Here is an 8,343-nt window from a genome sequence, read left to right on the forward strand (position 1 = left end):
CCGCTGGTCGAGTAGCAGGGACGAGCTTGCGAGGTCCCTGCGTATCGAGACCACCCGGCAACAGCCCAGCGCGGGCCAACCCCCAGCGCCAGCCCAGAGTGGTCTCGATACGTCGGGCCCAGGCTCGTTCCTCGCCAGACCCGACTACTCGACCAGCGGGACGCGGTGCCCGGGGTCAGCCGAAGGCGCGGTCGAGCTTGTCGACGTGGGCGGCGACCTGGGCGTGGCGTGGGGAGGAGACGGGGAGGATCTCGAGCGCCCGCGACCACACCCCGAGGTCCTCGCGACCGTGCGGCGTGTCCGCGAACGACAGCAGCGCGTCGGCGTCGTCGCAGGCCAGGAGAGCGGAGACCAGCTCGAGGTGCAGGTCGTCGCGCAGCTCCTCCACGGCGGGAGCGGTCGACGACGGCAGCACCGGGCCGCGGTAGGCGGCGACGGCGCTGCGCAGACGTCCGTCGCGCAGCAGGTCGCGGACCTCGTCGACGTCGGTGCGCACCGCGCTGCGCAGGCGGTAGGGCCGCGACGCGAGCTCGAGCGGTCCGAGGACCCCGCGCAGCCTCGACAGCTCCGCGCGGATCGTCACCGGCGCCTGGTCGTCGTCGCTGAGCGCCACGCCCAGCTCCGCGGCCGTCATGCCGTCGGGGGCCCGCGACAGGAGCAGGAGGAGCTCGCTGTGCCGACGACTCAGCCGCGAGGTGAGCGGACCGACCTGCAACGTCGCGCCGTGCACGCCGAGGACGTCGAGGCGTGGTGCCGACCATCCGCTCGTCACGTGCAGCGGTGCGGTAGCCGGCTGCAGGCGTGCGATGCGCAGCTCGGCCTCGACCGCGGCGGCGGTCGCCCGCACGAACCCGAGTCCCTGGGCCGTCGCGACCTCGGGGCCGCCGGTCACGTCGAGGACGCCGAGCACCGCGCCGGTGTCGGGGTCGTGGATGGGCGCCGCCGAGCAGCTCCACGGCGTCACCTGGCGCCCGAGGTGCTCGGGGCCGAAGATCTGCACGGGCCGTTCGATCGCCAGGGCCGTGCCGGGCGCGTTCGTCCCGGCGCTCGTCTCGCTCCAGTCGGCGCCCGGCACGAAGTGCATCGACTCCGCCCGCGAGCGAAGCGACGCCGCGCCCTCCACCCACAGCAGCTGGCCGGCGGCGTCACTCACGGCGACGAGCAGGCCCGCCTCCCCGGCCGACTCGACCAGGAGCCGTCGGATGACCGGGAGCCCGGCCGCGAGGGGGTGGTGCTCGCGGATCTCGCGCAGCGCGTCGTCGTCGAGCGTGATGCGCGGGAGGTCGGTCTCGGGGTCGAGGCCTTCGGCGAGACTGCGCTGCCACGACTCCCGCACGACGTCGCGCAGTGGTGCGTCGGTGGCGCCGGAGGCCAGGAACTCCTCGTGAGCCCGCCGCAGCCGCCGCGAGAGGGCGTCGGGGTCCGAGCCCGGTGGCATCGCGAGGTCACGTCCGTGGTGCCTCGCGCGCGGCTCGGAGGTGCGTGCCATGCCGCGAGTGTACGTGACGCGGCTCACGCCCAGAAGGGACGACGACGGACTCCGTCCGCCAGGTGCTCAGGCGTCGCGGCGCTGGAACGCGAGGGTGGCCAGCACGAGGAGCACGACGACGAACACCGTCATCGTGATGCCGCCGCCTACCGCGCCGAACGGCTTGTAGCCGAACACCTGGAACGCGTCGTTGAGCGAGACGCGCGTGTACATCTGTCCGCCCGCGTCGTACGGCAGGAACTTGAGGATGTCGACGATGCCGCCGCGGCTCGTCGGGTCGCCCGAGGACGCCTTGATGGCCAGCACGACCGCCTTGACCAGGCCCTCGACGAGCGACGGGACGAGCAGGAGCAGCGCGACGGCGCCCGTCTGGTTGCGGGTGAGGGTCGCGAACGCCAGGCCGGAGAGCGAGAACAGGGTCGTGTAGAGGACGGTGCCGACGGTGATGTCGCGCAGCCCGCCGACGCTCGGCAGTCCGACGCCGAACAGCACGGCGCTGAGCAGCGCGATGCCGACGCAGACCAGGGCCGCCACGAGGGAGAGGACGGCCGTCGTGACCACCTTGGCGAGCATGACGTGCAGACGGCTGGGCAGCGCGGTCAGCGTCGCGCGGATCATGCCGTGGCGGTACTCGTGCCCCATGGAGAAGACCCCGAGCAGGCCGATCACGTAGGCGATGAACAGCGGCGCCACGCCGAGGGTGGCGCCGACGGTCACGAGGATCGCGAAGGTCTGGTCGCCGCCTGACAACGGCCCCGTCTCGGGCAGGTTCCAGGCGATGAGCACGGTCAGCAGGAGCTGGAACCCGAAGGCGACGCCGAGGATCCAGTAGGTGGACCGGATCGTGCGCAGTCGGGTGATCTCGTAGCGGAGCGCGTCGGTCATCGGGCACCCCCCGCCTCGCCGGCCGGACGGTCGGCGGTGATCGCCCCGCGGTACTCCTCGTCGAGGCCCGTGGCGTTGAGGAACGCCTCCTCGAGGGTGGCGCGCCGGACCGACAGCTCGTGTACCCGCGCGCCGTGCTCGTGCGCGAGGTCGCCGACCCGGGCGGCGTCGAGGCCCGTGACGCGCTGCAGACCGTCGTCGTCGGGGGTGAGGGTCCCGCCCGCGGCGACGATGGCCGGAGCGAGGACGCCGAGGTCGGGCGTGCGCAGCAGCACCTCGGCGGTCCCCCCGTGCTCGACGAAGTCCTTGACGGGACCGCTCGTGAGGAGGCGCCCGCGGCCCACGACGACGACCTCGTCGGCGAGCTGCGCCATCTCCTGGAGCAGGTGGCTCGAGACGAACACCGAGCGCCCCTCCCCCGCGAGGTGGCGCAACAGCTGGCGCAGCCAGGTGATGCCCTGCGGGTCGAGCCCGTTGCTGGGCTCGTCGAGGATCAGGGTGTGCGGGTCGCCCAGGAGGGCGGCGGCGATGCCGAGCCGCTGGCCCATGCCGAGGCTGAACTTGCGGGGCCGGCCCTTCGCCTGCGCCGAGAGACCGACGAGCTCGAGCACCTCGTCGACGCGGCGCCGCTCGATCCGGTTGGCCACCGCGAGCATCTGCAGGTGATGGCGTGCCTGGCGGGTCGGGTGGAAGGGCTTGGCCTCCAGCAGGGCCCCGACGTGGCGCATCGGCTGCTCGAGCTCGGCGAACGTGCGTCCGTCGAACGTCGTGCGACCCTCGCCGCGGTCGAGACCGAGCATGAGCCGCATGGTCGTGGACTTGCCCGACCCGTTCGGGCCGAGGAAGCCCGTGACGCTCCCCGGGTGCACGGTGAAGCTCAGGTCGTCGACCGCTCGCCGGGTGCCGTAGCTCTTGCCGAGCCCTCGTGCCTCGATGACTGCCACGGGGTCAGCCTGCCAGACGGACGGGCCGGGGGTGGCGTCCCGCGCGCGGCGGGTCAGGCGACGATGCGGGTGACGGGCAGGCTGGAGTCGACGGGCAGGTCAAGCGACGACGGAGCGACGCCGCGCGCGACGACCTCGGCGCCCAGCGCCGCGACCATGGCGCCGTTGTCGGTACAGAGCCCGGGCCGAGGGATGCGGACCTCGATGCCCGCCGCCTCGGCCCGGGCGAGCACCATCTCGCGAAGTCGTCCGTTGGCGGCCACGCCACCGCCGACGACGAGCGTGTCGACGTCGTGGTCGCGGCAGGCCTGGACGGTCTTGCGGGTCAGGACGTCGACGACGGCGTCCTGGAAGGAGGCGGCGACGTCGGCGACGTCGATCTGGCGTCCCATGCGCTGCTCGTGCTGCACGTGCCGCGAGACGGCACTCTTGAGGCCGGAGAAGGAGAAGTCGTAGCGGTAGCGCTCGGCGTCCTTGGCCGCGGTGAGACCGCGCGGGAAGGCGATCGCGGTGCCGTCGCCCTCGCGCGCCACCCGGTCGATGTGCGGACCGCCCGGGTACGGCAGGCCCAGCAGGCGGGCGACCTTGTCGAAGGCCTCGCCGGCGGCGTCGTCGATCGTGGTGCCCAGCATCGTGATGTCGGAGGCGATGTCGTCGACGAGGAGGATCTCGGTGTGGCCGCCGCTGACCAGCAGGGCGGCGACGCGACGGTCGAAGCGGCCGTGCTCGAGCTGGTCGACCGCCACGTGGGCGGCCAGGTGGTTGAGGCCGTAGAGCGGCTTGTCGTGCGCGACGGCGAGCGCCTTGGCCGCGGCGACGCCGACCAGGAGCGCACCGCTGAGACCTGGTCCGCAGGTGACCGCGATCGCGTCGACGTCGCTCACGTCGAGTCCGGCCTGCGCGTACGCCTGCTCGAGCGTGGGCACCATCGCCTCGAGGTGGGCCCGGCTCGCGACCTCGGGCACGACACCGCCGAAACGCACGTGCTCCTCGACGCTGGAGGCGACCGCGTGGGCGAGGAGCTCGGTGCCGCGGACGATGCCGACACCGGTCTCGTCGCAGGACGACTCGATGCCGAGGACGAGGGGTTCGCTCACCGGCCCAGTGTCCCAGATCGGCCACCGCGGGCGGCCCGCGGCTCAGGGCTGCGGGTCGGTCCCACGCTCGGCTGCACGGGCCGCACGGCGGGCTGCCTTGGCGGCCTTCTCCTCGGCGTCGAGGCGGGCGGGTCGTGGTCCTTCGTCTTCAGCAGCTGGGTGCCCCAGGTGACCATGGGGATGAGCGGCACGCCCGCCTCGGCGGCCATGCGCACGGCACCGGTCTTGAGCTCCTTGATCTCCATCGAGCGGCTGATCGTGGCCTCGGGGAAGATGCCGACGATCTCGCCGGAGCGGGCGTACTCGACGGCCTTGTCGTAGGACGCCTGGCCCGCGTCGCGGTCGACCTCGATGTGGTGGAACGAGCGCATGAGCGGCCCGCCGACGGCGTGGTCGAAGGCCTCCTTCTTCGCCATGAAGCGGACGAGCCGGCCCGATGGCTGCGCGGCGAGCCCGTCGAAGACGAAGTCGACGTAGCCGATGTGGTTGGCGGCCAGGATGGCACCGCCCTCGCGCGGGATGTGCTCCGTCCCCGACGTCTGGAACTTCATGCCGAGGACCTTGAAGAGGGTCTTGGCGGTGACGATCACCGTCGGGTACGTGTAGTCGCGCATCGGCTCAGGATAGTGCACAGATGTGCACCCAGGAGTGCGAGGACGGGCCGTCGCTCAGACGTCGGGCGTGCCCGCGCTGATGTCGTCGGGGTCGTCCTCGACGACGTGCACGGCAGCCTCCTCGGCGCTCGCGGCCGCACCGTCGATGCCGACCTCGTCGCCCACGAGAGCCTTCTCGGTGTCCTCGGCCAGACCCTCGTCGGGCGCGACGAGACGACCGGAGCGGTCGTCGCCGATCTCGGGGTCGCCCAGCTCGTTGGCGTTGCCCTCGGGGTCGACGTCGGCGTACGGGTCGACGTCGGGCTCCTCCTGGGCGACGCGCTGGTCGAGCGTCTCGCCCTCCAGGGCCTCCTCCGCGGTGGTGCCGAAGCCCTCGCCGGGGCTCCACTTCTCGGCCGGCGAGTAGCCCTCGTCGAGCACGTCGTCGACGCCGCGGTCGACGAGCGTGTCGTCGGGCTGGAGCTGGTCGAGCACCTCCGAGTCGTCGCGGTTCTCCTGGGTGTCGTCAAACTCGAGGGGTCCGTCAGTCATGCGTCCAGCCTTCCACGGCGTCGACGCGACGCAACCGCTGCGACGACCGCCACGAGCACGACGGCCGCGACGGCGACGGCGACGGCCTGGCCGCGGTCGGTGCCGGTGCGCAGCGCCGCGAGGAAGACACCCGCCCCGACGGTGCTCCAGACGGTCGCCCAGAGCGCGGCGCCGGGCACGAGGCCGACGAGGTAGCGGGGCACGGACATGCGCGCCAGACCCGCGCCGGCGTTGACGACCGTCTGCGCGCCGACGGTGAGGAAGCTCGCCGTGACGACCGGCGGCCCCCACCGCTCGACGCGGTCGACGGCGGCCTGGAGGCGCGGTCCGGGCGGTCGGCGCCGCACGACGCCGGCGGCCACCAGGCGACCGATCCCGTAGGTGGCGCCCGCGCGCAGCAGCACGATGGCGAAGAGCGTCAGCCAGGCCCACGCCCACGGCCAGGAACGGATCTGCTCGGTCACGTGAGCTCCCCCGTCAGCCCGACCTGGAGGACGAGGGCGTCGCGACCACCGGCGTAGTACCTGCGACGTCGGGCGAGGTGCTCGAACCCGTGCGCCGCGTAGAGCGCCAGGGCGGCGTCGTTGTCGGCGGCCACCTCGAGCAGCATGCGGTCGGCGCCGCGCTCGCGGGCCGCGTCGCGGCCGGCCTCGACGAGCTGCGACGCGAGGCCACGTCGGCGGTGCGTCGGCGCGACGGCCACGCGGTGCAGGTCGGCGACGTCGGCCACCACGCCGACGTCGACGTACCCGACCACGGTGGCGTCGCTCTCGGCGACGAGCACGGCACGATCGGGGTGGGCGATCTCCGCGCGCAGGGTCGGCTCGGACCATGCGTCGGCCGCGAAGGCCTGCCCCTCCAGCTCGAGCAGGACGGGCAGGTCGGTCTGCAGCGCCGGCCGGATCACCGCACCGGGGCGGCGGGCTGCGCGTCGGGGCGGCGCAGGTAGAGCGGCTCGAGCCCCAGCACCTCGACGTGGCCTCGCACGACGCCCTCGGCGAGCGCGGCGGCGGACGGGTCGAGGGGACCGTCGGTGGCGTCGAGCACGTCGGCGTAGAGGGTGGCGCCACGTCCGACGACGGGCAGGTCGGGGTGGAGCCGCGCGAGCTCGACGGGCTTGTCGACGTGCGGTCCGTCGACCCGGCGCGGGACGCCGTCGGCGTCGGGCACGTAGCGCGCCCAGTAGACCTCCTTGCGCCGCGCGTCGATGGCGACGAGGTGCTCGGCGCCGAGGCCCGCGTCGAGGGCGAGCGCGTCGAGCGAGCAGACGCCGTGGCTCGTGAGGCCGAGGGTCGCGGCGAGGGTGCGCGCGGTGACGATCCCGACCCGCAGCCCGGTGAACGGTCCGGGACCCACCCCGACGGCGACGTCGGTGAGGTCGGCGGCGCTACGTCCGGCGTCGGCGAGCGCGTCGCGTACCGCCGGGGCGAGCAGCTCGCCGTGCGCCATCGTCCCCTCGCCCTGCGCCGACCCGACGACCTGGTCACCGTCGTGCACGGCGACGCTCACCGCGGGTCCGGACGTGTCGATCGCGAGCAGCAGCACACGAGTGAGCCTACCCTCACCTCCCGACGCGCCACGTGGGGTCGGGGCGGGGACTCGCCGCTGCGTGGGTCTCGTTCGACTCGTCCTGCGGCTGCGTGAGTGCACCGTCGTGTGGACCTTGCCGCTGCGCTGCCTCGGCCTTCGCTGTGGGTGGTCTCCGAAAGGGCCTCGACCGGGCAGCTGGCGACCGTGCTGGTCCGGGGTCTCGGGCTGTGGCTCGCGTGGGACGCAAGGATCTGCGTTCGTGCTTCGCGCGAGCCAAGGCTTCTGCGTTTGCCACGGGATCCCGTCGTGAACGCAGAGGCGTTCGGCCTCGCACGCGTGAATGAAGACCCTCGGGTGCCCTTTGCGTTGGGGTGACGAACGATTCTTCCTTCGTGTGGACCGTTCCACACGAAGGAAGAATCCTTTCGCGCTCGCCCCCGCCATCGGTGGATCTACCACCTTCAGAGCGCTCAGAAGGTGGCAGATCCACCGACGGGACGCGCAAACGCAGAACCTCGGCCCTAGAACGCAGAAACGAAGAATCTTGCGTCGGGAGCGGGCTCAGCCAGACCCCGAGACCCCAAGCCGCCCCCAGGCCCGCTGCCGGTCGAGGCCCTTTCGGAGACCAGACACAGCGCCAGCAGAGGCAGCGCACCAGCAAGGTCACGACGACCGCAGGCAGCGCACCCGCAGGACGAGACCCCCGCAGGCAACGCACCACCAAGGTCACGACCCCCACACCACGCAGCGCCGCGGCCAGCACCTCAGCCGAGAAGCGTGGAGCGCAGCGGCACGTCGACCCAGCGGGGACCGTTCGGCTTGATGGTCACGACGCGGGGCTCGGCCTCGTCGGGGTGGTCGCCGTCGTGCTCGGTGCCGAGGGGGTCGATGGGGCGGGCACCGCGAACCTCGATGCTCACCGAGAGCCAGCTGTCGTTGAGCTGCTCGGCCATCCCCTCGCCCCACTCGACGACGGTGACGGCCTCGTCGGAGGCGGTGTCGAGGTCGAGGTCGTCGACCTCGGCGGCGCTGCCGAGGCGGTAGGCGTCGACGTGGACGAGGGCGGGACCGTCGACGAGCGACGGGTGCGTGCGGGCGAGCACGAACGTCGGCGACGTGACGGGTCCGCGCACGTGCAGCGCGTCGCCGAGCCCCTGGGTGAACGTCGTCTTGCCGGCGCCGAGGTCGCCCGAGAGGACGAGCAGGTCGCCGGGGCGCACCAGCTCGGCCACGCGCGCGGCGAGGTGCTGCAT

Annotated in this window: 10 protein-coding genes; all 10 read right to left on the reverse strand. The window is 73.1% G+C overall.

All coding sequences use genetic code 11. The features are described from left to right. Window positions 1-175: 175 nt before the first annotated feature. Window positions 176-1,489, reverse strand: a complete 1,314-nt coding sequence (locus tag A6Q81_RS15780) for a GAF domain-containing protein (protein ID WP_202967671.1) — start codon at window positions 1,487-1,489, stop codon at window positions 176-178. A gap of 66 nt (window positions 1,490-1,555) precedes the next feature. Beyond that, window positions 1,556-2,374, reverse strand: coding sequence for an ABC transporter permease (locus tag A6Q81_RS15785; RefSeq protein WP_067859644.1), 819 nt, complete (start codon window positions 2,372-2,374; stop codon window positions 1,556-1,558). Next, the gene (locus A6Q81_RS15790; RefSeq protein ID WP_286691052.1) at window positions 2,371-3,318 is read right to left on the reverse strand and encodes an ATP-binding cassette domain-containing protein; all 948 of its coding nucleotides are present in this window, start codon (window positions 3,316-3,318) and stop codon (window positions 2,371-2,373) included. The genes A6Q81_RS15785 and A6Q81_RS15790 overlap by 4 nt, the downstream gene beginning before the upstream one ends. Window positions 3,319-3,371: 53 nt before the next feature. After that, window positions 3,372-4,415, reverse strand: a complete 1,044-nt coding sequence (gene tsaD, locus A6Q81_RS15795) for a tRNA (adenosine(37)-N6)-threonylcarbamoyltransferase complex transferase subunit TsaD (RefSeq protein ID WP_286691053.1) — start codon at window positions 4,413-4,415, stop codon at window positions 3,372-3,374. Continuing rightward, window positions 4,412-5,029 (reverse strand): lysophospholipid acyltransferase family protein, encoded by a 618-nt coding sequence (locus tag A6Q81_RS15800; protein ID WP_286691054.1) that lies wholly within the window; start codon window positions 5,027-5,029, stop codon window positions 4,412-4,414. The genes tsaD and A6Q81_RS15800 overlap by 4 nt, the downstream gene beginning before the upstream one ends. 54 nt (window positions 5,030-5,083) lie before the next feature. Then, on the reverse strand, window positions 5,084-5,560 hold the full coding sequence (locus tag A6Q81_RS15805) for a DUF5709 domain-containing protein (protein WP_286691055.1): 477 nt from the start codon (window positions 5,558-5,560) through the stop codon (window positions 5,084-5,086). Continuing rightward, the gene (locus A6Q81_RS15810) at window positions 5,557-6,024 is read right to left on the reverse strand and encodes a DedA family protein (protein ID WP_067859671.1); all 468 of its coding nucleotides are present in this window, start codon (window positions 6,022-6,024) and stop codon (window positions 5,557-5,559) included. The genes A6Q81_RS15805 and A6Q81_RS15810 overlap by 4 nt, the downstream gene beginning before the upstream one ends. Continuing rightward, window positions 6,021-6,467 carry a ribosomal protein S18-alanine N-acetyltransferase gene (gene rimI, locus A6Q81_RS15815; RefSeq protein ID WP_286691056.1) on the reverse strand — a complete coding sequence of 149 codons (447 nt, stop codon included), beginning with the start codon at window positions 6,465-6,467 and terminating at the stop codon, window positions 6,021-6,023. The genes A6Q81_RS15810 and rimI overlap by 4 nt, the downstream gene beginning before the upstream one ends. Beyond that, window positions 6,464-7,105, reverse strand: a complete 642-nt coding sequence (gene tsaB, locus A6Q81_RS15820; RefSeq protein ID WP_067859678.1) for a tRNA (adenosine(37)-N6)-threonylcarbamoyltransferase complex dimerization subunit type 1 TsaB — start codon at window positions 7,103-7,105, stop codon at window positions 6,464-6,466. The genes rimI and tsaB overlap by 4 nt, the downstream gene beginning before the upstream one ends. Before the next feature lie 749 nt (window positions 7,106-7,854). Then, window positions 7,855-8,343, reverse strand: a 489-nt coding sequence (gene tsaE, locus A6Q81_RS15825) for a tRNA (adenosine(37)-N6)-threonylcarbamoyltransferase complex ATPase subunit type 1 TsaE (RefSeq protein ID WP_286691057.1), incomplete at its 5' end; no start/stop codon positions are given.

The sequence above is a fragment of the Aeromicrobium sp. REDSEA-S38_B2 genome, from assembly GCF_001628525.1.
Lineage (GTDB): Bacteria > Actinomycetota > Actinomycetes > Propionibacteriales > Nocardioidaceae > Aeromicrobium > Aeromicrobium erythreum.

Excerpts from the sequence above, each read along its gene's own strand:
- A6Q81_RS15780 (WP_202967671.1), bottom strand. The coding sequence starts at position 1,489 with ATGGCACGCACCTCCGAGCCGCGCGCGAGGCACCACGGACGTGACCTC.
- A6Q81_RS15785 (WP_067859644.1), bottom strand. The coding sequence starts at position 2,374 with ATGACCGACGCGCTCCGCTACGAGATCACCCGACTGCGCACGATCCGG.
- A6Q81_RS15800 (WP_286691054.1), bottom strand. The coding sequence starts at position 5,029 with ATGCGCGACTACACGTACCCGACGGTGATCGTCACCGCCAAGACCCTC.
- A6Q81_RS15805 (WP_286691055.1), bottom strand. The coding sequence starts at position 5,560 with ATGACTGACGGACCCCTCGAGTTTGACGACACCCAGGAGAACCGCGAC.